Raw genomic sequence first — 22,204 nt, 5'->3', positions numbered from 1 at the left:
TCGCGGCTATTCCTTTTGTAGAAAGTTTTCCCTTCATGCGCGCCGTTTCCCCCGCCATCCAGTTGCTTCCCCTCGTCGCCGCCTTGTCGCTGGCCTTCGCTTCCACCTCTGCCTTTGCTGCCGATAGTGGCAATGGCCAGGATGACCTGACCGCCGGCGATGAAAAAGTCATGCAGGCGGTGCAGGTCACGGGCGCCCGCGCGCAAGGCCTGGTGCCGACCACCACCGAGGCGGGCAGTTTCCGCGGCTCCAGCATTATGGACGTGCCGTCGACCGTCAACGTGATCACGCGCGAACTGCTGGAACTGCAAGCCGTGGGCGGCCTGTACGATGCGGTGCGCAATACGGCCGGCGTGACGCGCCAGCAAAACGGCGGAGAGACCTGGGATCAGCTGGTAATACGCGGCATCGCCGTGGAAAACCGCACGAACTACCGTTTGAACGGTTCCCTGCCCATCATGAACTTCTCGCAAGTGCCCATGGAAGACAAGGAAAGGGTGGAAGTGCTGAAGGGCGCGTCGGCCCTGTACTATGGCTTTACCTCGCCAGCCGGCGTGGTCAACTTTGTCACCAAGCGTGCCGGCAGCAAGCCTGTCACCAGCGTGGGTTTGACGGTAGGCGACCGTGGCAGCGCGGTCGCCAATATCGATGTGGGCCGCCGTTTTGGCGAGGAACAGCAATTCGGCGTACGCGTGAACGCGGCTGGCGGCACCCTGGGCTCTTACATGGATAACGTGGGCAATGGCAACCGCAGCTTTTTATCGGCCGCGCTGGACTGGCGCGTGACCAATCGTCTGCTGTTGAAGGCCGACCTGGAATACGACCGCCGCAAGGTGACCGAACAGGCCGGCATCAACTTGCCGACGGCCGTCAATGGCGTGATCACCTTGCCGCACGCAGTCGACCCTAGCCGTTTGATCGGCCCGGACTGGTCCAACTTTGAAGCGCAAACCAAGAATGCCCAGCTGCGCGCCGATTACGCCTTGAGCGACAACTGGGCACTGACGGTGGAAGGCGGCCATTCGGAAACCTCGCGCGACCGCCGCCTGTCGATTTTCCGTTTGACCAATCCTGCCGCCGTGACCACGGGCGCCGGCAGTATCACGGGCAATATCCAGAATGCCGTGATGGCGTCCGATTTGCTGCGCGCCGAACTGGCCGGCAATTTCAGCACGGGTTTCGTCAAGCACGAACTGACCCTGGGCGCCTCGCGCACGGATAAATCACAAACCCCGATCTACCAGCAAAATTACACGATCGCCTCGCAAAACCTGTACAACCCGGTGCCGATCACCAAGGTGGTGTTTGGCGCCGTGCCGGCCACCCCGACCACGGCCGCGCTGGACACGCGCGACACGGGTTTGTATGCGCTGGACCGCCTGGTGTTCACGCCGCAATGGGAAGCCGTGGTTGGCGTGCGCCATTCCAGCTACCAGAGCGACCAGGGCACGAATCACTATGACGTCAGCAAGACCACGCCGATGGTGTCGCTGGTCTATAAGCTGGCGCCGGATCTGTCTTTCTATGCCTCGTCGGCGCGCGGCCTGGAAGAGGGCGCAACGGCGCCGACCGGCACGGCCAACCAGAATGTCAAGCTGGCGCCGGGCGTCAGCAAGCAAAAGGAATTGGGCGCGCGCTGGATGGCGCCGACCGGCACCCTGGTGTCGGCCGCCTTGTTCGATATCAGCCGCCCAGGTTATTACACCAACACCAGCAATATCTACACCTCTGACGGCGAGCAGCATTACCGTGGCCTGGAGTTGTCGACCCAGGGCAAGCTGACGCGCCAGCTGTCGTGGCAAACGTCGGCCCAGTTCCTGGACCCGAGCTTTGAAAATATCAACGCCCTGTACAACGGCAAGGCGCCGGAAAACGCCTCGAAACGCACGGGCAGCGCTTTCCTGTCGTACGCCTTCGATGGCGTGCCGGGCTTGTCGGTCAATGGCGGCGCCTATTATTACAGCGCCCGTCCCGTCAACGATTTGAACCAGGCCTTTTTGGGTGGCGTGACCCTGTTCAGCGCCGGCGCGCGCTACGCCAGTCGCCTGGCCAATAAAGACGTGACCTGGCAACTGAACGTGGAAAACCTGGCCGACAAGTTTTACTGGGCTGGCGCCGGCACCCGTTTGGCGTCCGGTGCGCCGCGCTCCGTCAAGCTGAGCGTGAAGGTTGATCTGTAATGCGCACACCGACCAGCGTATTCCTGCTTGCCCAATTGGCGCTTGCCGGCGCAGCTGTCGCCGCCCCGGCGCTCGACACCGCCTTGCCCGCGTATGCGCCGCAGCCGGTGACGGTGCCGGCCACGGCGGGCTATGTCGACCGCAAGACGGGCGTGGCCATGCTGGGCGGCGCCGAACACGTGGCGTTCATCGTCGGGCGCTTCAATGCGCTGTTCATGGCCACGCATCCCGGTGTGAAACTGGGTTTTGATGGCAAGGGCACCAGCAGCGCCGTGCCTTTGCTGATGCATGACAAGATACTGTTCGGCGCCATGGGCCGCGCCATCAATCCCATCGAGACCGTGCCTTACCGTAAAATTGTCGGCGGCGACGCGCTGGCCATCCGCATTGCGCACACGGCCGCCACGCCCGACCAGCACCTGGCCACCTCGCTGGCCGTGTATGTCAATGTGGCCAACCCATTGACGCAGCTGACGTCGGCGCAAGTGTCGCAAATCCTCTCGACAGGTAATGTTGGCGGCGACTTTACGCGCTGGGGGCAGTTGGGGCTGAAGGAGGAATGGCGCGACCGCGTGATTCACCCTTACGGCACGGCTGCCTACACGGGTTTTGGCGATTATCTGCAGCGCGAGCTGTTTCAGGGGCGCGCCCTGGCCGTCAACCATGAGGAACTGGCCAACACGGAAGCCATCACGGGCCGCATCGCGCAAGACCCGGCCGGCATCGGCGTGGCTGCGCTGGGCGTGCGCAACCCGCAATTGCGCCAGCTGGCCATCGTGACTAAAGACGGCGTGGCGACCACCGGTACTGATGAAGAAGTGGTATCTGGCCGCTATCCGTTTGGCCGCTATGTGTATTTATATGTGCGCCGCGTGCCTGGCCAGGCTGTCGATCCGCTGGCGAAGGAATATCTGCGCATGGTGCTGTCGCGCGAAGGACAGGCGATTATCGCCGCGCAGCCGAATGGCTATTTGCCGCTGACGGCCGCACAGGCGCAAGCGGAAATGGAGAAGTTGAAATGAGATTGGTACGCTTAAGCGCTCTGTTTGCCGGCCTGGCGATCGCCGCCAGCACTTCTGCCGCGCCGCTGCAGGCCGACCCCGCGCAACCGTATGTGAACCGCGACGGCACGGTGGCCATCGTCGGCAATGACGGCCTGGAAGAAGTGATACGGCAATTGAACGCCTTGTTTATGCGCCAGTATCCCGCTGTGCGTTTCAGCTTGCGCATGGAAGGTTCGTCCGCCGGCATGCCTGCGCTGACGGCTGGCGCCACCGCGTTTGCGCCGCTCACGCGCGATATGTGGCCCGGCGACCAGGCAGCCTTCCGCCAGGTCTACGGTTATGACGCCACGCCCATCCGCATCGGCTACAACGGCCACGGCCCGCGCCCACCGGCCAAAACGCCACCGGCTGTATATGTGCACCGCGATAATCCATTGGCTGGTTTGACGATGGCGCAGGTGGGCCAGGTGTTGACCTCCGGCGCCGCTGCCGGCGATATCCGGCTATGGTCGCAACTGGGCTTGAAGGATGGCTGGGCGCCGCGCCGCATCCACGTGTATGGCTTGCGCGACGACGGCGGTTTCGCCACCGGCCTGCGCTATACGCGCTTCAAGAAGCGGCCATTCACGGCCAGCTATGAAGCGCTGGCCACGCGCGAAGCCGTGATCCAGGCAGTGGCCGCCGACCGTTATGGCATCGCCGTGCTGGGCTGGGTCAACGCCAGCGCCACCTCCGACCAGGTGCGCGTGCTGCCGCTGGCCGCCAAGGCCGGTGCACCGTACTATGGCCCGGACAAGGCCAATGTGCGCGCCGGACTGTACCCGCTGTCGATGCCGGTGCAGTTCTACGTCAACCGCGCGCCGGGCAAGCCGCTCGATCCGCTGGTGAAAGCCTATCTGCAACTGGCCCTGTCGCCACAAGGGCAGGCCATCATCAATGCGCAGCAGGATAGCGAAGAAGGGTATCTGCCGCTCAGCGAGCGGGATTTGCAGGTGGAGCAGCAGAAGCTCAATGGCTTGTAGGGGTTTCGGCATGTGAGCCTGGCCGTTATAATGCCGCCATGTTCGTCAGTAAAAGCAAAGCCGTCGTCGTCCTGTGGATCGCCTGTCTCGCCATCCTGATGGCGGCGCTCGCCCCGACGCTGTCGCGCGCGCTGACGGTGGCCCGCGGTGACACCGTGCCCAGCATGGAGATTTGCTCGGTGGCCGGTGGTTTGACGATGGTGCCGCTGAAATTCAACGGACAAGCGCCTGATGGACCGCAAAAAACCACCATGAGCATGGGCGACTGTCCGTGCTGCAGCATGCATGTGGCCACCTTGAACGTCACGCCCATGACACTGGCGCCAGCTTCGGGCGCGCTGATCACGGGCTTGCTGCCTGTCCTGTTTTATCAATCGATTACACCGCTGTTTGCCTGGACACCGGTCCAGCCGCGCGGCCCGCCTGCCACTTTCTGAATTCCATTCCCGTTTGAACTGCTGCCTGCCGCACGTTTGTTGCGTTGGTAGCCGTTCGTCTCGCCTATACGAATCTGAAAGCAGCAAAAATGAAACATACTCCATTCTTGATGGCCTTTGCCATCGCCTTGCCCGCCGTAGCGCAAAGCAATAATCCAGACTCTTCCGTCTTGCCTGAAATGAAGGTCATCGTCACGGCGATTAGCGACAGCTACCGTCCCGCCGCCGATACGGCGCAGATGCTATCCAGTACGCCTGGTTACAGCGTGGCGGCCGGTGGCGGCGTGTCGGGTTTGCCGATGGTCAATGGCTTCGCCGACGACCGCCTGAAGATACGCATCGATGGCATGGAAATCACCTCGGCCTGCGCCAACCACATGAATGCGCCCTTGTCCTATATCGATCCGCAACAGGTGCAGCGCATCAGCCTGCTCGCTGGCGTGACGCCTGTCAGCGTGGGCGGCGACAATATCGGCGGCACTATCGAAGTACAGTCCGCCGCGCCCGTGTTTGCCCAGCCTGGCGGGCCATTGCGCACCGAAGGCAGCTTTGCCGTGGCTGGCCGCAGCGTCAACAATAGCGTGTCGACCAGCGCCGCCGCGTCGGCCGCCACCGACAAGTTCAGTATCGGCTACAGCGGCGCCTATACGCGTGGACACAGTTATGACGATGGACATGGCAACAAGGTGCTGGGCAGCATGGTTGAAAGCATCAACCAGGCCATCGTGCTGGCAGCCCGTGGGGAAGGGCAGCAAGTGACGTTCCGTGCCGGCGTGCAGCATATTCCTTACCAGGGTTTCCCGAATCAATATATGGACATGACGGATAACCATGGCCAGTTCGCCAACCTGGCGTACAAGGGGCAATTCGGCTGGGGTGTGCTGGACGCGCGCGCCTATTGGCAGCAGACGGACCATGAAATGGGCTTTTTCAGCAGCGAGCGGCCCGGCACCATGCCGATGCTCACGCATGGCCGCAATATCGGCTATGCGCTGCAGGCGAGCCTGCCCACCAGCGCGGGCGAATTGCGCCTGGGCCAGGAATACCATGGCTTCCGCTTGGACGACTATTGGCCGGCCGTGCCCGGTTCGATGATGATGGGCCCGCGCAACTATCTCAATATCAATGACGGCAAGCGCGACCGCACCGTGCTGTTCGGCGAACTGGAAACGCGCCACGATGCGCGCTGGACCAGCATCGTCGGCTTGCGCGGCGAATCCGTGCGCATGGATACCGGCCAGGTGCAATCGTATGGCGACAATATGATGAATATGGCGGACACGGCAGCCGCGGTCGCTTTCAATGCGCGTGACCGTAGCCGCCGCGACACGAATATCGACGCCACGGCGCAAGCCCGCTTCGAGGCGGATGCGAATAGCAGCTATGAATTTGCGCTGGCCCGCAAGACGCGCTCGCCCAACCTGTACGAACGTTATTCCTGGGGCCGCGGCACGATGGCGATGACCATGACCAACTGGTTTGGCGATGGCAATGGTTATGTGGGCAATCTGGACCTGAAGCCGGAAACGGCTTACACGGCGGCGTTCACGGCCGACTGGCATGGCGGCGGTGATACTGGATGGTTTGTGCGCCTGAACCCGTATTACAGCAAGGTCAACAATTACATTGATGTCGATGTGCTGGGCACCTTCAACCCGTATATGCAGATGGGTGCGAAAGGCAATCTCTTGCAGTTCGCCAATCATGACGCCCACCTGTACGGCGCCAACCTGTCGTGGCAATTGCCGTTGGCCAACAGCTCGCGCTGGGGCCGCTTCACGGCCTCGGGCAACGCCGCCTACACACGCGGCAAACGCAGCGATGGTGGCGATCTGTACCGCATGATGCCGTTCAACGCCTTGTTTGCCGTTGAGCAAGCCACAGGCGCCTGGCGCAACCGCATCGAGGCCAAGGTGGTGAGCCGCAAGGATGACGTCGATGCCCGGCGTTTGGAACCGCTCACAGGTGGCTACGCGCTGGTCAACCTGCGCAGCAGCGTGGCCGTCAACAAGATGGCGAGCCTGAACTTTGGCGTGAGCAACCTGTTCAAGCGCGCGTATGCCGACCCGCTGGGTGGCGTTTACCTGTCTGGCTTGTTAGCCAATGGCGGGGCGCTGCAAGCCTTGCCGGCGGAAGGGCGGTCGATCGACGTGGGCTTGCAACTGAAGTTTTAGTGGATAGTTGAATCCTCGTCACCTGTCGCCTGAGCAAGCATCCTTTGCCAGGCGGCGCCTGATGTTGTCTAATCATGGCTGCTTTTGACGAGATAAAGAGGTTTTCATGTTGCCCCCGCCGTTGTCCCCACACTTGATTGCCGCCTTGCGCGCCGATTTTCCCCTGATCGACGCCTTGACGGCCTTGCAGCCCCTGGGCTGGTTTAATCCCGCCATCGCACCGTCTGCCGAAGCGCTGGGCGATGTGGGATTGACGCTGGATGACGTGGACGACGCCAGCGCCCGCCTGGCCCGTTTTGCGCCTTACCTGGCCAAAGTGTTTCCTGAAACCCAGGCCAGCGGCGGCATTATCGAGTCGCCCATCGTGCCTCTGCCCGCCATGCAGGCTGCCCTGAGAGTGACGACTGGCAAAGTCTGGCTCAAGCAGGATAGCCATCTGCCGATTTCCGGCTCGATCAAGGCGCGTGGCGGCATCTATGAAGTGCTGAAACACGCGGAAACCCTGGCTTTGGATGCGGGCTTGCTTAAAAAAGGCGACGATTACAGCCTGCTGGCCAGCGATGCCTTGAAGGCCTTCTTTGGCCAATATGCCATCGCCGTGGGGTCCACCGGCAACCTGGGCTTGTCGATTGGCATCATGAGTGCCAGACTGGGCTTTCGCGCCAGCGTGCATATGTCCGCCGATGCGCGGCAGTGGAAGAAAGACAAACTGCGCGAGCATGGCGTGACGGTGGTGGAATATACGCAAGACTACAGCGTGGCTGTGGAAGAAGGGCGCCGCCAGGCGCAGGGCGACCCCAGCTGTCACTTCGTCGATGATGAAAATTCGCATGATCTGTTCCTCGGCTACGCGGTGGCGGGCGAGCGTTTGAAGCGCCAGTTCGACGCAGCCAGCGTCATTGTCGATGCCGAGCATCCATTATTCGTTTATTTGCCCTGCGGCGTGGGCGGCGGCCCTGGCGGCGTGGCGTTAGGCCTGAAGCTGGCTTTTGGCGATGCCGTGCATTGCGTATTTGTCGAACCGACCCACTCGCCCTGCATGTTGTTGGGCGTACATACTGGCTGGCATGAAGGGATCAGCGTGCAGGATATCGGCATCGATAATGTGACGGCCGCCGATGGCCTGGCCGTGGGCCGGCCCTCCGGTTTTGTGGGCCGCGCCATGCAGCGCCTGATCGATGGCTACGCCACTGTCAGCGATGAAACACTGTACCGCTTGCTGGCTGTGCTGGAGCAGACCGAAGGCTGGCGCTTGGAGCCGTCCGCCGTGGCCGGTTTTGCAGGCATCAGGCATGTGCTGGAAGCGCACGATTATCAGCAGCGCCTGGGCTTGACGCCGCAGCGCTTGCAGCAAGCCACGCACCTGGTCTGGGGCACGGGCGGCAGCATGGTGCCCGCAGCCGAGATGGATGCCTATGTGGCGCGGGGCAGGGCGTTGCTGGAGCAGGGCTGATGGCAACGGGCGCCCAGTTGACGGCCAGCCAGTTCGCCAACCTGCATACCTTTCTGGTCGCGGCGCGCCACGCCAGCTTTGCGCTGGCGGCGCAGGAACTTGCCCTGACACCCAGTGCCGTCAGCCACCGCATCGCCCGCCTGGAAGACAGCCTGGGTTTGCTGCTGTTCGAGCGCCTGACGCGCCGAATCAGGCTGACGACCGATGGCCAGCGCATCTACACGGCCCTGCAACAAGGCTGGGACAGCCTGCATGCGGCTATCCACGGTGGCGATGCTCTGGCTGGCAATATCACCATCCATGCGCGCCCCTCGATAGCCCAGTGCTGGCTGGTGCCGCGCCTGGCCGGTTTTACGGCCTTATACCCCGACATCAGCCTGGACCTGCGCGTAGGCAATGAACAAGTCGACTTTCGCGCCGGCCAGGTCGACCTGGCCATCCATTATGGCGATGGGACATTTCCCGGACTTGCCGCGCAGCACCTGATGGACGAATGGCTGGCGCCCGTCTGCAGCCCCGCCTACGCATGTCAACACGATTTGCTGGACAGGCCAGAAAACCTGAAAAACGCGACCATACTGCACGACACCCTGGCCTGGCCCGCCTGCGCGCCTGATGCCGAATGGCAATTATGGGCAACTGCGCTAAGCCCGACAGTAACATTACCCACCCGCAGCCTGCGCTTCGACCGCGCCGACCTGTGCGCCTTGGCCGCCATCCACCACGCCGGCATCGCCATCGGCCGCCGCCAACTGGCGCAGCCTTGGCTGGACAGTGGCCAACTGATCTTGCCGTTTGGCGGTTTCAGCCTGGCCAGTCCGCAAGCGTATTACCTGGTGCATGCGGCGAGGACGCCCTTGCCGGCAAGAGTGCAGGCCCTGGTGGAGTGGTTGATGGGGCAAGCAATGAAGAACTAGTCTCTCTGTCGCGTTGCCCACAGGCATAGCAAGGAACCGGCCGTCACCATGGCTACCCCGAACAACAAAGAGCGGCCCGGCCTAATGCCCAGCCACAAGCTGGTCAGCGTGGCCGACAGCACGGGCGTGAAATAGGAAGTGGTCGCGAGTACCGCCAGGCTGCCGTGCTGGATGCCGAAATTCCAGCACGAATACGCCGTTGCCGTCAGCGCCCCGAGCAGCACAACTTGGCTTATCCCGGCATAGCTGATGTGCAAGGTCGCTTCGTCGCTGAGCGCATATTTGATCCACAAGACCGTGGCGGTGGCCAGCAGGAATAGCGGCACGCCATTCGCCCCCTGGCCGTAACGGCGCGTCATGACCGAATAGCTGGCCCAGATAAACGCCGCAGCAAAGGCCAGGCCATAAGCGACTGGATTGCCGAGCACATTGCCCCACAAAAGCGAGGCGGACAGCACGCCATCGCCCTTCATCACCCAGACGATACCGCTAAAACACAGGGCGATCGCGGGCAACAACAGCCAGGACCCGCGCTGGCTGCGCGTCGCGATGGCCAGCAAGACCGTCAGGCTGGGCCACAGATAATTGATCATGCCCAGTTCCAGCGCCTGGTGCCGGTCATGGGCCAGCCCCAGCGACAAGGCCAGCGCAATCTCGTAAGCAACAAACAGCGCCCCGCAGACTAACAGATACATGGGTCGCATCGTGCGTACATTCGGCAAGCCCAGCACCGCCGACGCAAGCAAACCGCTGGCGCTAAAAATCAGGGCCGCACCGCCCACCGGGCCAAAGATTTCCGAGATGCTGCGAAACAAGCCTAGGGAAGCGCTCCACATCAGGATGGCGGTCATGCCGATCAGGGTGGATTTGTGTTCGGGGTGGTGAGATTGCAGAAAATTCATGCTTATTCAGGCAGGTGGACGAAGTGGACGGATACTCTGGTTTGGCAGGCACAGGTGCTCGACTGGTGCCGATTAACGGAACTCTTGCGCGATAAAGTCGATAAAGGCGCGCATTTTGGCAGGCAGATTACTGCGGCTGAGGTAGTACAGGTACAAGTCGGCGTCGGGCAGGCAGTAGCTTTTCATGACCTCTTTCAGCCGTCCGCTTGCCAGATACTTGGCGGCGTCCCACTCGGAACGCTGCACTATCCCGTGGCCTTCCAGTGCCCAGTTCATGACCACGTCGCCGTCGTTGCTGGACACTGCACCCCGTACCTTCACTAACTCGTCCGCCTTGCCTTTCTGAATGCGCCAGGTGCCGTAGACGTCATCGTTCTGCCGGTGCAGGATGCAGCGATGGCGCTGTAATTCGGCAGGCGTCTGTGGCTCGCCATATTTTTTCAGATAGGCGGGGGAGGCGCACAGGAAGCGGCGGTTGGACATGAGCTTGCGCGCGGTTAAACGGGTGTCCGGCAACTCGCCGAAGCGTATCGCCAGATCGTACGCTTCTTCAACCAGGCTGATGGGCCGGTCAGTCAGGTGCAGCTCGACTTCCACTTCGGGATGGACATGGGCGAAGCGCGACAGGATGGGGGCGATACGCGTACGGCCGAAGCCCGGCGTGGCGTTGATCCTGAGCAGCCCCTTCGGCTCGGCTCGCCCGCTGGAGATCGATTCCTCCATCTCGCGAATCTGGTGCAGGATCTGGGTCGCCTGCGCCAGATACAACTCCCCCTCATTGGTCAGGCTGATGCGCCGGGTGGTGCGATTGACCAGCCGCACGCCCAGTTTCTGCTCCATCAGGTTCAGCCGTTTGGTCACCGCCGGCGGCGTGACGCCGAGTTCGCGGGCAGTTGCCGTCATGCTGCTCAATTTTGCCAGCAACACAAAAAATGCCAGATCGGGGGCGGTATCAGTTTTCATTTTAAGTGAATAAAGGTTTCAATCTAAGTTAATCTTACCAGTTATATTCAATAGTAAGCTACTCCCATGCGCTGAAAGACAGCACTTCCCGACACCTGGAGACCTAGCATGAAAATTATTGAAATCCGCGAAAAAACTGTACCGATCAGCTCCCCGATCCGCAATGCCTACATCGACTTCAGCAAAATGACTTTGAGCCTGGTCGCTGTGGTGACCGACGTGATCCGCGATGGCAAGCCGGTGATCGGCTACGGCTTTAACTCGAATGGACGCTATGGCCAGGGCACGCTGATGCGCGAACGCTTCATTCCGCGCATCCTGGAGGCAGATCCTGCCTCGCTGGTGAACGACGAAGGCACCAATCTGGACCCGCACAAGATCTGGAACTGCATGTTTACCAACGAAAAACCCGGTGGTCACGGCGAACGTTCGGTTGCCATCGGCACCATCGACATGGCGATCTGGGACGCCGTGGCGAAGATCGAAGGCAAGCCCTTGTTCCAGCTGCTGGCAGACCGTTATGGCAATGGCAGCCCTGACCGTAATATTTTCGTGTACGCGGCCGGTGGCTACTACTACCCAGGCCAGGACCACGGCAAGCTGAAGGACGAGATGCGCAGCTATATCGACCGTGGCTATACGGTGGTCAAAAAGAAAATCGGCGGCGCCTCGCTGGATGAAGATCTGCGCCGCATCGACTCGATTTTGAGCGTGCTGGGCGATGGCCAGAAACTGGCGGTGGACGCCAACGGCCGCTTTGACCTCGATACGGCAGTGCAGTATGCCAAGGCGCTGTCACAGTATGATTTGTTCTGGTATGAAGAACCAGGTGATCCGCTGGACTTCGAGCTGCAAGCAACCCTGCGCAATTACTACAAGAATCCCATGGCCACCGGCGAGGACTTGTTCTCGATGCAGGACGCGCGCAACCTGATACGGTACGGTGGCATGCGTGCCGACCGCGACTGGCTGCAATTTGACTGCGCACTGAGCTACGGCCTGGTTGAGTATCTGCGTACGCTCGACATGCTGCGCGAGCACGGTTGGTCGCCTAGCCGCTGCATCCCGCACGGTGGCCACCAGATGTCGCTCAATATCGCAGCCGGCCTGGGTTTGGGCGGTAATGAGTCTTACCCGGACCTGTTCCAGCCTTACGGCGGCTTCCCCGACGGTGTGAAGGTCAACAATGGCTACATCACGATGCCAGACCTGCCAGGCATCGGCTTCGAAGGCAAGGCCGACCTGTACGCCGAAATGCGCAAGCTGGCGGAATAAACCGGCAGCGGTACGACGCGCACAGACTACGCAAACAGCCGAAGAGCTGGTGCGTCGTCCTTTCAAATAAAAGCACAGCGCAGAGCGCGGGCGGTATGCCGCTGGCACGCTCTCTGCTGGCGCTCGCCCATTATTTTTGTTCCGCTGGAGGAGACCCGCCGTGAACGCGCAACGCTTTAAAAAACTGGCATCCACCTTATACATCCAAGTTATTGTCGGCCTTGCCGCAGGTATCCTGCTGGGCTATTTCTATCCCGATATCGGCGTCGAGCTCAAACCGCTAGGCGACCTTTTTATCAAGCTGATCAAGATGCTGCTGGCGCCTATCATCTTCGCCTCGGTGGTAGTGGGTATCGCCCGCATGGGCAGCGTCAGGGAAACCGGACGCGTCGGCGCCAAGGCCATGCTCTATTTCGAGATATGTTCCACCTTGTCGCTGGTATTGAGCCTGATCGTGGTCAATCTGATGAAGCCCGGGGTGGGCATGAACATCGATCCGACGCACATCGACACCGCGTCTATCAAGAGCTATACCCTGGCAGCACAGCATCATACGACGCTGGAGTTCTTGATGAACATCGTACCCAACAGCGTGGTCGGCGCCTTTGCACAGGGCGATATGTTGCAGATCATCCTGTTTTCCTTGCTGTTTTCGTTTGCGCTGAACCGGCTGGGCAGCAAAGTCACGCCGCTGATCGATGGCCTCGATATGTTCTTGCATGGCATGTTCGGCGTGGTGCGCATCGTCATGCATTTGGCGCCGATCGGTGCTTTCGGCGGTATCGCCTTCACCATCGCCAAATACGGCATTGGCACCTTGAACTCGTTCGCCGAACTGATGGCCGCCGTGTACCTCACCTGCATCCTGTTTGTGGTGCTGGTGCTGGGAACGGTGATGCGCTACTGCCGCGTGCCACTGTGGGGTTTCCTGAAATATATCAAGGATGAAATCCTGATCGTGCTGGGTACCGCCTCGACGGAAGCGGTGCTGCCACAAATGATGCAAAAGATGGAGGCCATGGGTTGCCAGAAAAAAGTGGTGGGTCTGGTGCTGCCAACCGGTTATACCTTCAATGCAGACGGCACGGCAATCTATCTGGCGATGGCAGCCATTTTCATCGCGCAGGCCACCAATATCGACCTGACGATCTGGGAACAGCTCGGTATCCTAGGTGTCATGATGCTGACCTCCAAAGGTTCTGCTGGCGTGGCGGGCGCCGGTTTTGTGGCCCTGGCCGCCACGCTGGCTTCCATGCACAAGATTCCCCTGTCCGGCCTGGTGCTGCTGGTGGGGATTGACCGCTTCCTGAACGAGGCGCGCGCCGTGACCAACTTGATAGGCAACGGTGTCGCGACCATCGCGGTGGCCAGGTGGGAAGGGGCACTTGATCTGGAGCAGATGAACCGCGCGTTCGCCGCTTCGGCAGCTGGACGTGATGTGTCCGTGCCCACGGAAGTGGCTCCCCTTGCCGAAAAGCCCCTTGCTGTGCCGGGTGAGCACGTTTCGCCTAGCGCCAGCCTCTGATTTTTTCTTGGTAAGCGCGCCAGCAATGGCTGGCCGCGCCACTTGATTCTCGCCTTGGCATACATGCCAGGTGCTGCAAATGCTTTCAGGTATCCAGCACGCAGCAATCTTGTTGTGCTGATTGCCAATGGTGCGGCAGTGCTGAGTACAAGCGACATCAACCTGGATGCGATTACGTTGATGGCTGCTGAAGAAATGCGTCGCTTTGGTTTTTCGCCGCGCGCCGGGCTGCCGTATCACTTCAACTTAGGCTGGTCCGATAAGCCATCGGCAATGAAGATGTGCGTAGCGCTGGAACTGTTCAAACAAGGTGATCCGTCGCTGGAAGTGGATGGCGAGATGCATGGTGACATCGCGCTAGGCTCCCAGCTGCGAAACAAGATCATGCCCAATTCTACGCTCACTGGTGACACGAACCTGCTGGTGATGCCGAACATCGAATCGGCAAATATTGCCTATAACCTTGTGAAAACGGCGGCCGGCAACGGTATCGCGGTCGGATCGATTCGTCTGAGTTGTGACAAGCCTGTACACGTTCTCACTCAGTCCGCGACAGTTCGTCGCATTATCAGATGGATACATGGGCCGCATTTGGCGTACATTTGGCAAGCCCAGTATTGCCGATGCGATCAAGCCGCTGACGCTAAAAATCAGGGCCAGACCGCTAACCGGGCCAAAGATTTCAGAGATGTTGAGAAATAGGCCGAGAGAGGTGCTTCACATCAGGATGGCTGTCATGACGATCAGGGGGGATTTGCGTTTGGGGTGGAGAGCCTTCAAGAAAGTCTTACTTTATACTGAGTTGCAATTGAGTAATACAGGAGTATCACCCATTATATAGGAGCATTAGAGCATACACTTACACAGATTAGCGCTATCTAGGGATGGACAGTAATGATTACTTGCTATTTGGATTCACAGGATTATTCGACATTGACAGATCCTAAGGTACTCACAAATGAAAAATTACAGATACGGGAAGCACTTCTTAATTTTGCACGCGAAGGCACCGTTAAGTTTGTCTATTCCTCTACCGTCATTTGTGAAGCGGTGCCTACATCACCGGAAGCATCGCGATTGGCCGAGCTGAAAGCGGAACTTCTGAGTGACCTCTGCGGCTTCAATGCACTGGTTTCATTTGATCGACTCGCCACTGCGGAAACAACGGCACTCGCCAATGGATCTGGCGCCCCGAAAAGCATGCTTGACCCACATGGCTACTGGTTTCCTGAAATTGGCACACAAGCCTTACCGGAATCTCCCTGGAATTATATGCTTCAGCAAGCCGAGAGTGATTTAGTGGCAAAGGGAATGTCTCGCCAGCAAAATCGAGCGACAATGCGAAAAATGTTTAAGAACGGTGAGCCTCGTGGGGAGCTCAAAAAATATCTTGAGAACCAAAGTCAGGAATGGTTAGCGAGTGAATTTTTAAAGCAATACCCCATGAAGCCGGAGCATGCCGAACTGATGGTTAAATTTAGCTTTGGGCGTGCAACTGATGAAGAATTCGGTAAGGCGCTTAAGGATAGTCTGCGAGATCCGCGCTGGATGATGAAATGGTTTGCAACCAATTACTCTATGGCTGGTCCCATATCGGATTTGGTCCGCAAACCAGGTCAAGAGCTAGGGGCTCATCTTCGAGATCTAGTGGATCTGTCTATCAGACATGCGTCGGCATTAAGCGCGAATAATACAGACGGCAACCCCACAGGCAAAGGTGGAGAGGTCTTACGTCTTTGGGGCAAACTACAGAATAGTCAACTGGTTCATCTTATTCAACATGTAGCGAACTCTGAGGATATTAGTTTGAGAAATTATACTCCGGCGGAAATGCAAGAATATTGTCCAGGTATGTCATCAATGATTAGATCCTTATATTCGTCGGCTTGGGTAAATGTCACTGCAGCTAGATTGGAGGAGCCAAGCGACAGTCAACCGGTAGATGCGATTCACGCCATATACGCACCATACGTACAGGTATTTCGTGCTGATCGCTTCATGGCCCCCCACATTCAAAAGCAAGTTCAACGACACGGTACGATTGTTGTATCACGCCTTAGTAAGCTGATCGATGTTTTAAACAAAGAGGTACAAAGAGATAAGCAGGTCACTGCGTAGGTCGTTCTCATCAACATCTGGAGTCCAGAAAAAAACTGCACTTTGCAGATCTTGTGACGATATACGCTGGGTGCATTTTGAGCTAATACCCTAGTATTTGCTACACTGCGCCCCTCATTGAAAAATCGCGCACCAAGGATTCCCATGCACCACCCGCCATCCCCCTCGACCTCTGCCACCCCACAAGAACTGCGCGCCTATGCGCTGGCTTGTCTGGTGGAGTCCGATCCGGCGACCAAGGTGGCGATGGCGGCGGCGATGGCGCAGGCGGAACTCAGGCTTGATCCTACGGCGTCGCTAGAGCCGCAAGGGCCGGTGCCTGGGCGTCCTGAACGGCCGGAGCTGGTGCCGCCGCGGCTGGTGGGGCGGCGGTCGATGGTGACGCAGGAGGGGCGGGCGATGCTGGTGCATGCGCTGGCGCATATCGAGTTCAATGCCATGAATCTGGCGCTCGATGCGCTATGGCGGTTTCCCGGTTTGCCGGCTGAGTACTATACGGACTGGCTGCGGGTGGCTAAGGAAGAGGCCACGCACTTTGCCATGCTGGTGGCCCACTTGCAGGTGCTGGGCCATGGCTATGGCGATTATCCCGCCCATGACAGTTTGTGGGAAATGGTCGACAAGACGCGCGGCGATGTGCTGGCGCGCATGGCGCTGGTGCCGCGCACGCTGGAGGCGCGGGGGCTGGATGCGATTCCTCCGCTGCGCGCCAAGCTGGCGCAGGCTGGCGATATGGCGGCGGCCGCGATTCTCGACATCATCTTGCGCGATGAAGTGGGCCATGTGGAAATCGGCAACCGCTGGTATGGCTATCTGTGCGACCAGCGCGGTCTGGAGTTGCGCGCGACCTATGCGGAACTGGCGGTCCGCTATGAAGCGCCCACTTTGCGCGGCCCGTTCAACCTGGAAGCGCGGCGCAGGGCGGGGTTCAGCGAGCTGGAACTGGGCGACTTGCCTTCCTGACGGGCGCGGCTTGAACGGTTTTGCCTACATGCCTGGCCATGCAGATAAAGACAATACCAAACACCATCGCCGTGAATTCCACGGCAGCGCTCTGGCCGTCGCCGTTGATCAAATATAAGCCCAGGTGCTGGCCTGTAGTGGCCCAGTTCAAGAGCGGCAAGGCCAGGCAGAGCAGGGCGGTGGTCCACAATTGATCGAGCCAGGCTAGTCGCGGGGAACTCAGGAACGTGCGCACCAGCGCATGCAGCAGGCTGGCCAGCCAAGTCAGCAAAAAGGCGCGCACTTCCCACAGCGCCCGGCTATCCCAAGTGTCGGGCAACAAGCGGTTGGCATAAAAATACACGATGCCGGCCAGCGCCGTGCCGGCCAGGGCAGCCACGTTGCACGCTTCGATCACGCGGTAGACGGTGGCCGTGGCGGCGCCGAATTCCAGCTCGCTTTTCTTGCGGCGCTTGACGCAAAACAAGATAGTGCCCGTAGCCATCATGGCTGTGCCCATCAAGCCACCCACGAAGTACAGCCATTTCACGGTCCAGCCGCCAAAGTGGGCCAGGTGCAACTGCTCCATCGCTTCGTGGCTGAACTTGCCAGCGTAAGGAGCATCGTGCTGCGCGCCCAGTTGCAGGACTGTGCCGGTGGCGCCATCGAAAGTGACGCTGCGGGCATGGTTCAGCAAGTCGCGGGAATCGTCGCCTTCTGTGCTGCGCGCATCGAAACGCACGCGCTGGTGCGTATCGCCGGGCAAATCCACCGTCATGCTCAAGGCCGGGCGCTGCATCAGGCTGGTGGCGCGCACCTGTAGCGCTGCCAGGTCGGGCAGGGCGGCAGTTTGTCCACTGGGCATAGCTGGCTCCAACGGCGGCGGCTTCAGCGCCAGTTCCGCTTGATATTGTTCGTAGGCATCCTTGCCGCCATAGGCCGCTTCCATCGGCCAGGGCATGTAGCTGACATAGAATACCGACAAGCCCGTGTAGACGATCATGAACAAAAAGGGCAGCGACAGCACGGCGGTGGCGTTGTGTGCATCGAGCCAGGAGCGCTGGCCCTTGCCGGGACGGAAAGTAAAAAAGTCTTTGAAGATGCGTTTATGCACGACCACGCCCGAGACCAATGCCACCAGCATGCCCATGGACAGCAATCCCACCAGCCAGTAGCCGGGCAAGCCTCCATGCAGCATGTAGTGAAACGCCATGAAATGCCGGCCGCCCTGGGTGGTCCGCCCCCAGGGCTGGTCCAGCACGTTACCGGTGCCGGGATCCATGATCACATTATGCCTGGAGCCATCGTCTGTCTTCCAGGCCAGCTGCATCGCATCGCCGGGTCGGCGTGGCAAGTCGACTTGCCAGGATGAGGCACGCGGCGCTGTCGTGGTCAGGTAGGCGCTGGCTTGTTCCATGGCATTGCTGCTCACGACCAGTGGCAACAATGGCTTGGCCTGCATCCAGCGCGTAATCGGTTCACGGAAGACGCTGAGCGTACCCGTCAGGAAGATGGCGCATAGCACCCAGCCACAGAATAGGCCGCACCAGGTGTGCAGCCAGGCCATGCTTTTGCGAAAACTGTCCTTCACGCGGACGCTCCGCGCATCATTGTGAAAGTGACAGTGGGAAAACAGCCAGGAAGAAAGGACATGCAGGAATCTCCATCAGAGTGAATACAACACACTCCATGGAGACGCAGGGCGGGGCGCGAACCCCACCCTGCCGATCAAATTATTGTTAAAGCTATTGCGGGGCTTTTTTGATGAACAAGGCTGTGACCATGCCCAGCACGGCTATGGCGATCACATACCAGGCGGGCGCCAGCGGACTTTGCTTGAGCAGCAAGGTAACGGTGAGTGGCGTCAGGCCGCCGAACACGGCATACGACAGATTGTAGGAAAACGACAGGCCGGAAAAGCGCACTTGCGCAGGGAATGCTTGCACCAGTGCACAGGGCACGGCGCCCACCACGCCCACGGCCAGGCCCATCAGTGCATACAGGGGCAGCAGCAAGTCAGGGCGCGTTTGCAGGCTGGTGTAAAAGAAATAGGTGCAGATGGCCAGCAGCAGGCTGCCGATGAACATCAAGCGCTGCGTGCCGAAGCGGTCCGCCAGGGTACCGGCCACAATGCAGCCCAAGGCCAGCGCGATGGTGGCTGCCACGTTGGCTTCCAGTGCCGTGCGCGCATCGAAGTGATACAGTTTTTGTAGCAGCGCCGGCGTCATCAGGATCACCACCACGATGGCGGCCGACAGCAGCCAGGTCAGCATCATGGAAACGATGACGGCGTGCTTGTGTTCGCGCAGCACGGTTTTGAGTGGCATTTCCGCGGCCAGGGCCTTGCGTTGTTGCAGTTCGACAAAGATCGGCGTTTCATGCAGCCAGCGGCGCAGATACATGGCGCCCAGGCCAAAGATGCCGCCCAGCAGGAATGGCAAACGCCAGGCCCAGTCGGCCACTTCGCTTGGCGTGTAAGCAGTATTGATACCGGTGGCGACCAGCGAACCGAGCATGATGCCTACCGTCAAGCCCGCCGTCAGCGTGCCGCAGGCATAGCCGATGCGGCGGGCAGGCACGTGTTCGGCGACAAACACCCAGGCGCCCGGTACTTCGCCACCCACCGCTGCGCCTTGCAGCACGCGCAGCAACAGCAGCAGGATGGGCGCGGCGATGCCGATGCTGGCGTAGGTCGGCAGCATGCCCATCAGCAAAGTCGGCACGGCCATCAGCAGGATGGAAATGGTGAACATGCGTTTGCGGCCCAGCAAGTCGCCAAAGTGGGCCATCACGATGCCGCCCAGCGGACGCACGATATAGCCGGCGGCAAAAATGCCGAAGGTTTGCAGCAGGCGCAGCCAGTCCGGCGTGGAGGGCGGGAAGAATAACTGGCCAATGACATTGGTAAAGAAGACAAAGATGATGAAATCGTAAAATTCCAGTGCACCGCCCAAGGCGGCCAGCGACAGTGTCTTGTAGTCCTGGCGCGTCAGCGGACGCGCCGTGGCGACGGCTGGGCCGGCAGTGGTGGGGAAGCCTGTTGTCTGATCCTGGCTATGCATGTGTGCTTGTCTCGCTTTTTTGGGGGATAGGGAAAAGAATCTGCCTTGCTTGTGGCCCGCCGCACGCGCACGCCGATGGCTCCCGGCCTATTTTCGTCGAGAGTGCTGTGCAAGCTGATCCGATACCGCCAGCATACGCATTATTTACGCGGCGCAATACCGATGTGTGCGTTTTTTTTGCTTGCCATATGTCCCGTTTGTTACAAGAAGTAAGGATTCAGATAAAACATAGTGTGCTAGGCGATACCCCGACACTGGGGTATCGCCGGCGCTAGCTAGTTTATGGCTTGGTGGAATGGCTTGCGGACTGGTTCGTGGACTGGCTTGCCTTGCTTGATGAATTCAACGCACTCAGCAGTTCACCGACATCTGGCACGCCCAGGCCCGTCACCATATCGTAGCCCTTGACGGCGTCGAAGGCGCCGTTATTGCCAATGGTGATGTCGCGGAAGCAGGCCGTTTTTTGCAGCGGATACATCAGCGGCGGCAAGAAGGTCAGCGCCTGTTTGCCTGCCGCCAGCCGGGCGCCATTGATGCCGGCGCAGAAGGCGGCCCAGACGGGGGCGCTCCAGCTGGTACCGCCAAATTGCATGTCGCGCCCCCCCAGGATGACCAGCGCGCCCGTATTCGGGTCGGCCGCCAGAGCCACGTCAGGCACCAGGCGGTGATGCCGGGCCTTGCCGCCCAGGTCACTTTGCCATGAGGGCGCTCCGAAATACGCGCTTTTGCCACCGCCACTGTCGGGCCAGCCTGTTTCATCGTTGACCGTGCCGCTGGCAGCCAGCTTGAGCGTGGTGCCGCCCACGCCGATGACGTAGTTGTCCGAGGCAGGATATTCTGCCTGCAGCGGACCATTTGAGGCGTGGCCCGTGTTGTCCGGATTCGATCCGGCGTCGCCGCTGGAGACAAAAACGTTGACGCCGGCGGCGGCCAGGCGCAGGTATTTCAGGTTTTGCGTGCGCAGTTCAGCCGGCTGCATGTAACTCTCACCGAGTCCCAGGCTGATCGACAACTGGCGCAGGCCCGGTTGGTCGGCCAAGTCGTTCAGGATGCGGTCCAGGCCCCGGTCCAGCGCCGTAAATTGCAGCGAGCCTGTGGCGTAGACGTGGATGGCCGCTTCCTGGGCGATACCGCCAGCCCATTCCACATCCAGGGTTTCCTCGCCTTCGGGCGGCGGCAGATCGGTATTGTTGACGTTGATGATGGACACGCGCGAGCCGGGCGCGGCGATGTTGTTGCGCTGCCAGAAGGCGCTCAGGTCGGCGTCGTTCGGCGCTGCATCGATCAGGATGGCGATGGTCTGGCCGCGCCCTGTGAGCCGCGCATCGTCTGCGTTGTAGGCTTGCCGGATTTCATGTGGCAGGTAGGGCGGCGCGAAGTCGATATTGCTGGTGGGGGCAGGCACGCCATTGATGTTGACCTTGTAGCCTGCATCGGTACGGTTCATGGAGGGCATGCGGCGGGAGTGCTTGCGGGCATGACGAAAGGGCTGCAGGCCGCCGATCGCCTGCACCTGTCCGGCAATATCCGCAGGCAGGCTGGGGGCATTGCGCGCAGCAAGATAAGTCACGCCGTTCTTGGTGACATGTACCATGGTGACACCCAGGCTCTGCTCGATCACGGAGGCACTGGCTTTGGCAAAGACGGTGCTGTTGTCGCTGGCCACATGATCGATGGTATAGCCTTGCTGCTCCAGCCATTGCGTCAGTTTCTGGCATTGGGCGCGGTCGGTGGCAAAATCCTTCAGCTGGTCGGCATACGGGATACGCTGTCCTTCGGCCACAGCCTTGACCAGCGCCGCCTGCTTGTCGTCCGGCAAGGCAAACGAAAAGCTCAGCAGCATGGGGGCGTCGTCCTTGCCGGGGCCGGCGTGATTGAGTTTCAAGCCGTTGGGCGCTAGTCCCGGCAGTTCGGGCAAGGGAAGGATGCTGTCGTGAAAGACGATGCGTTGACTATTGTTTTGATGCGAGTGTTGGTTCATTGCAGACTCCTTGGTGTAGGTGATGGTGAAACTAAGGTACAGATGAGAGCGCGACTGGACATGGCACTCATGGCGCATAGCGATGCATATGACGGGATACATGCATCAGGCCGGCTGCTGCGCGGCGCCGGCCATTCTTCTTTTTTGAACCAACCAGCATAGGAGTGCGGCGCGGCTGCACGATTGAGCCAGCGCAAACAAGTCGTGTGCACGGAAAGCAAGCCTCAGGCGTGGTAAATTGAATCGTGG

Annotated in this window: 17 protein-coding genes; 12 read left to right on the top strand and 5 right to left on the bottom strand. The window is 60.0% G+C overall.

Features of this window, described 5'->3' with window-relative positions; translation table 11 throughout:
* Window positions 1-35 precede the first annotated feature (35 nt).
* From HDE75_RS00900 to dsdC, 7 genes are all read left to right on the top strand, one after another.
* Complete coding sequence (locus HDE75_RS00900) at window positions 36-2,180, top strand: TonB-dependent siderophore receptor (RefSeq protein ID WP_183679123.1); 2,145 nt, start codon at window positions 36-38, stop codon at window positions 2,178-2,180.
* Window positions 2,180-3,202, top strand: coding sequence for a PstS family phosphate ABC transporter substrate-binding protein (locus HDE75_RS00895; protein ID WP_183679121.1), 1,023 nt, complete (start codon window positions 2,180-2,182; stop codon window positions 3,200-3,202). Before HDE75_RS00900 ends, HDE75_RS00895 begins: the two co-directional genes overlap by 1 nt.
* The gene (locus HDE75_RS00890; protein ID WP_183679119.1) at window positions 3,199-4,206 is read left to right on the top strand and encodes a PstS family phosphate ABC transporter substrate-binding protein; all 1,008 of its coding nucleotides are present in this window, start codon (window positions 3,199-3,201) and stop codon (window positions 4,204-4,206) included. The genes HDE75_RS00895 and HDE75_RS00890 overlap by 4 nt, the downstream gene beginning before the upstream one ends.
* A 38-nt stretch (window positions 4,207-4,244) precedes the next feature.
* Complete coding sequence (locus tag HDE75_RS00885; RefSeq protein WP_183679116.1) at window positions 4,245-4,643, top strand: DUF2946 domain-containing protein; 399 nt, start codon at window positions 4,245-4,247, stop codon at window positions 4,641-4,643.
* An 89-nt stretch (window positions 4,644-4,732) separates the two neighbouring features.
* Window positions 4,733-6,817: a TonB-dependent receptor gene (locus HDE75_RS00880; protein ID WP_183679115.1), complete on the top strand. Its 2,085-nt coding sequence runs from the start codon at window positions 4,733-4,735 to the stop codon at window positions 6,815-6,817.
* A gap of 106 nt (window positions 6,818-6,923) precedes the next feature.
* Complete coding sequence (gene dsdA, locus HDE75_RS00875; protein WP_183679112.1) at window positions 6,924-8,270, top strand: D-serine ammonia-lyase; 1,347 nt, start codon at window positions 6,924-6,926, stop codon at window positions 8,268-8,270.
* A complete protein-coding gene (gene dsdC / locus HDE75_RS00870) occupies window positions 8,270-9,187 on the top strand; it encodes a DNA-binding transcriptional regulator DsdC (RefSeq protein ID WP_183679110.1) in 918 nt (305 codons plus the stop codon). The genes dsdA and dsdC overlap by 1 nt, the downstream gene beginning before the upstream one ends.
* On the opposite strand, the gene yddG is transcribed toward dsdC, so the two are convergent.
* Window positions 9,184-10,089: an aromatic amino acid DMT transporter YddG gene (gene yddG, locus HDE75_RS00865; RefSeq protein ID WP_183679108.1), complete on the bottom strand. Its 906-nt coding sequence runs from the start codon at window positions 10,087-10,089 to the stop codon at window positions 9,184-9,186. The two genes, dsdC and yddG, sit on opposite strands and share 4 nt — an antisense overlap.
* Before the next feature lie 72 nt (window positions 10,090-10,161).
* Complete coding sequence (locus tag HDE75_RS00860; protein ID WP_183679106.1) at window positions 10,162-11,052, bottom strand: LysR family transcriptional regulator; 891 nt, start codon at window positions 11,050-11,052, stop codon at window positions 10,162-10,164.
* Between the two features lie 108 nt (window positions 11,053-11,160).
* Between HDE75_RS00860 and HDE75_RS00855 the strand changes: the two genes are divergently transcribed.
* The 5 genes from HDE75_RS00855 to HDE75_RS00835 all read left to right on the top strand — a co-directional run bounded on the left by HDE75_RS00855 (window position 11,161) and on the right by HDE75_RS00835 (window position 16,933).
* Window positions 11,161-12,327, top strand: coding sequence for a mandelate racemase/muconate lactonizing enzyme family protein (locus HDE75_RS00855; RefSeq protein WP_183679105.1), 1,167 nt, complete (start codon window positions 11,161-11,163; stop codon window positions 12,325-12,327).
* 160 nt (window positions 12,328-12,487) lie between these two features.
* Complete coding sequence (gene dctA / locus HDE75_RS00850) at window positions 12,488-13,852, top strand: C4-dicarboxylate transporter DctA (RefSeq protein ID WP_183679103.1); 1,365 nt, start codon at window positions 12,488-12,490, stop codon at window positions 13,850-13,852.
* A gap of 42 nt (window positions 13,853-13,894) precedes the next feature.
* A complete protein-coding gene (locus tag HDE75_RS27010; RefSeq protein ID WP_409254922.1) occupies window positions 13,895-14,554 on the top strand; it encodes a phosphate acyltransferase in 660 nt (219 codons plus the stop codon).
* A 192-nt stretch (window positions 14,555-14,746) separates the two neighbouring features.
* A complete protein-coding gene (locus HDE75_RS00840) occupies window positions 14,747-15,970 on the top strand; it encodes a hypothetical protein (protein WP_183679101.1) in 1,224 nt (407 codons plus the stop codon).
* A gap of 144 nt (window positions 15,971-16,114) precedes the next feature.
* The gene (locus HDE75_RS00835) at window positions 16,115-16,933 is read left to right on the top strand and encodes a ferritin-like domain-containing protein (RefSeq protein ID WP_183679099.1); all 819 of its coding nucleotides are present in this window, start codon (window positions 16,115-16,117) and stop codon (window positions 16,931-16,933) included.
* On the opposite strand, the gene HDE75_RS00830 is transcribed toward HDE75_RS00835, so the two are convergent.
* The 3 genes from HDE75_RS00830 to HDE75_RS00820 all read right to left on the bottom strand — a co-directional run bounded on the left by HDE75_RS00830 (window position 16,899) and on the right by HDE75_RS00820 (window position 21,955).
* On the bottom strand, window positions 16,899-18,503 hold the full coding sequence (locus HDE75_RS00830) for a PepSY-associated TM helix domain-containing protein (protein WP_311735139.1): 1,605 nt from the start codon (window positions 18,501-18,503) through the stop codon (window positions 16,899-16,901). The two genes, HDE75_RS00835 and HDE75_RS00830, sit on opposite strands and share 35 nt — an antisense overlap.
* A 154-nt stretch (window positions 18,504-18,657) precedes the next feature.
* Window positions 18,658-19,974, bottom strand: a complete 1,317-nt coding sequence (locus HDE75_RS00825; RefSeq protein ID WP_183679097.1) for an MFS transporter — start codon at window positions 19,972-19,974, stop codon at window positions 18,658-18,660.
* Window positions 19,975-20,254: 280 nt separating this feature from the next.
* Window positions 20,255-21,955, bottom strand: coding sequence for a S53 family peptidase (locus tag HDE75_RS00820; protein ID WP_183679095.1), 1,701 nt, complete (start codon window positions 21,953-21,955; stop codon window positions 20,255-20,257).
* Window positions 21,956-22,204 lie beyond the last annotated feature (249 nt).

Source organism: Janthinobacterium silvisoli, from assembly GCF_014200725.1.
GTDB lineage: Bacteria > Pseudomonadota > Gammaproteobacteria > Burkholderiales > Burkholderiaceae_D > Janthinobacterium.
This window is presented reverse-complemented; position numbering and strand designations above follow the sequence as displayed.

What these genes read in the sequence shown, in the direction of transcription:
- HDE75_RS00880 (WP_183679115.1), top strand. Translation starts at nt 4,733, where the DNA reads ATGAAACATACTCCATTCTTGATGGCCTTTGCCATCGCCTTGCCCGCC.
- HDE75_RS00895 (WP_183679121.1), top strand. Translation starts at nt 2,180, where the DNA reads ATGCGCACACCGACCAGCGTATTCCTGCTTGCCCAATTGGCGCTTGCC.
- HDE75_RS00825 (WP_183679097.1), bottom strand. Translation starts at nt 19,974, where the DNA reads ATGCATAGCCAGGATCAGACAACAGGCTTCCCCACCACTGCCGGCCCA.
- HDE75_RS00890 (WP_183679119.1), top strand. Translation starts at nt 3,199, where the DNA reads ATGAGATTGGTACGCTTAAGCGCTCTGTTTGCCGGCCTGGCGATCGCC.
- HDE75_RS00900 (WP_183679123.1), top strand. Translation starts at nt 36, where the DNA reads ATGCGCGCCGTTTCCCCCGCCATCCAGTTGCTTCCCCTCGTCGCCGCC.
- HDE75_RS00835 (WP_183679099.1), top strand. Translation starts at nt 16,115, where the DNA reads ATGCACCACCCGCCATCCCCCTCGACCTCTGCCACCCCACAAGAACTG.
- HDE75_RS00860 (WP_183679106.1), bottom strand. Translation starts at nt 11,052, where the DNA reads ATGAAAACTGATACCGCCCCCGATCTGGCATTTTTTGTGTTGCTGGCA.
- dsdC (WP_183679110.1), top strand. Translation starts at nt 8,270, where the DNA reads ATGGCAACGGGCGCCCAGTTGACGGCCAGCCAGTTCGCCAACCTGCAT.
- HDE75_RS00840 (WP_183679101.1), top strand. Translation starts at nt 14,747, where the DNA reads ATGATTACTTGCTATTTGGATTCACAGGATTATTCGACATTGACAGAT.
- dsdA (WP_183679112.1), top strand. Translation starts at nt 6,924, where the DNA reads ATGTTGCCCCCGCCGTTGTCCCCACACTTGATTGCCGCCTTGCGCGCC.
- yddG (WP_183679108.1), bottom strand. Translation starts at nt 10,089, where the DNA reads ATGAATTTTCTGCAATCTCACCACCCCGAACACAAATCCACCCTGATC.
- HDE75_RS00820 (WP_183679095.1), bottom strand. Translation starts at nt 21,955, where the DNA reads ATGAACCAACACTCGCATCAAAACAATAGTCAACGCATCGTCTTTCAC.
- HDE75_RS00885 (WP_183679116.1), top strand. Translation starts at nt 4,245, where the DNA reads ATGTTCGTCAGTAAAAGCAAAGCCGTCGTCGTCCTGTGGATCGCCTGT.
- HDE75_RS00855 (WP_183679105.1), top strand. Translation starts at nt 11,161, where the DNA reads ATGAAAATTATTGAAATCCGCGAAAAAACTGTACCGATCAGCTCCCCG.